The following is a 627-nucleotide window of genomic DNA, read 5'->3' on the forward strand; positions in this document are numbered from 1 at the left end:
TCGTCCAGGCGCAGCAGCGGCTGGCCGACCTCGACCACCTGCCCTTCCTTGGCGAAGATCTCGGCGACGATGCCGCCTTCGAGGTTCTGCACCTTCTGCACCTTGGACGAGGGAATGGCCTTGCCCTCGCCACGGGTGACTTCGTCGATGGGCGCGAAGCTGGCCCAGACGATCAGGAACAGGAAGAACGCGATCACGCCCCAGATGGTCAGGCGCACGACGCGCGGGGCGTCTTCGATAAGCGCTTTGTTGACCTCGGGCAGCGGCTGCCCGTGCAGCGAGTCGGAGCCTTTGAAATAACGGCGCAGGTTGTCCTTGAACTGTCCGATATCGAGCTTATGCAACATTGATCTGCCCCTTCTTCAGCGCATCCATGACCGAAGCTTTAGGGCCATCGGCAACCACCTGGCCGCGGTCGATGACGATCAGCCGGTCGACCAGGGTCAGCAGCGAGGCCCGGTGGGTCACCAGCAGCACAGTCTTGTTCTCGATTACCGCCTGCAGGCGCTGCTTGAGGCGCTCTTCGCCGGTGTTGTCCATGGCCGCAGTGGGCTCGTCGAGCAGCAGGATCTGCGGGTTGAGCAACAGCGCACGGCCCAGGGCGACGTTCTGCCGCTGGCCGCCGGA

Annotated in this window: 2 protein-coding genes; both read right to left on the bottom strand. The window is 64.0% G+C overall.

The window, feature by feature from the left end; genetic code table 11:
- Nucleotides 1-347, bottom strand: a 347-nt coding sequence (locus tag CQW31_RS30790; protein WP_143524296.1) for a biotin/lipoyl-binding protein, incomplete at its 3' end; no start/stop codon positions are given.
- The coding region (locus tag CQW31_RS30795) for an ATP-binding cassette domain-containing protein (protein ID WP_143524297.1) at nucleotides 337-627 on the bottom strand (291 nt) is incomplete at its 5' end. The genes CQW31_RS30795 and CQW31_RS30790, both read right to left, overlap by 11 nt.

It is taken from the genome of Pseudomonas sp. 382, assembly GCF_002759075.1.
GTDB lineage: Bacteria > Pseudomonadota > Gammaproteobacteria > Pseudomonadales > Pseudomonadaceae > Aquipseudomonas > Aquipseudomonas vlassakiae.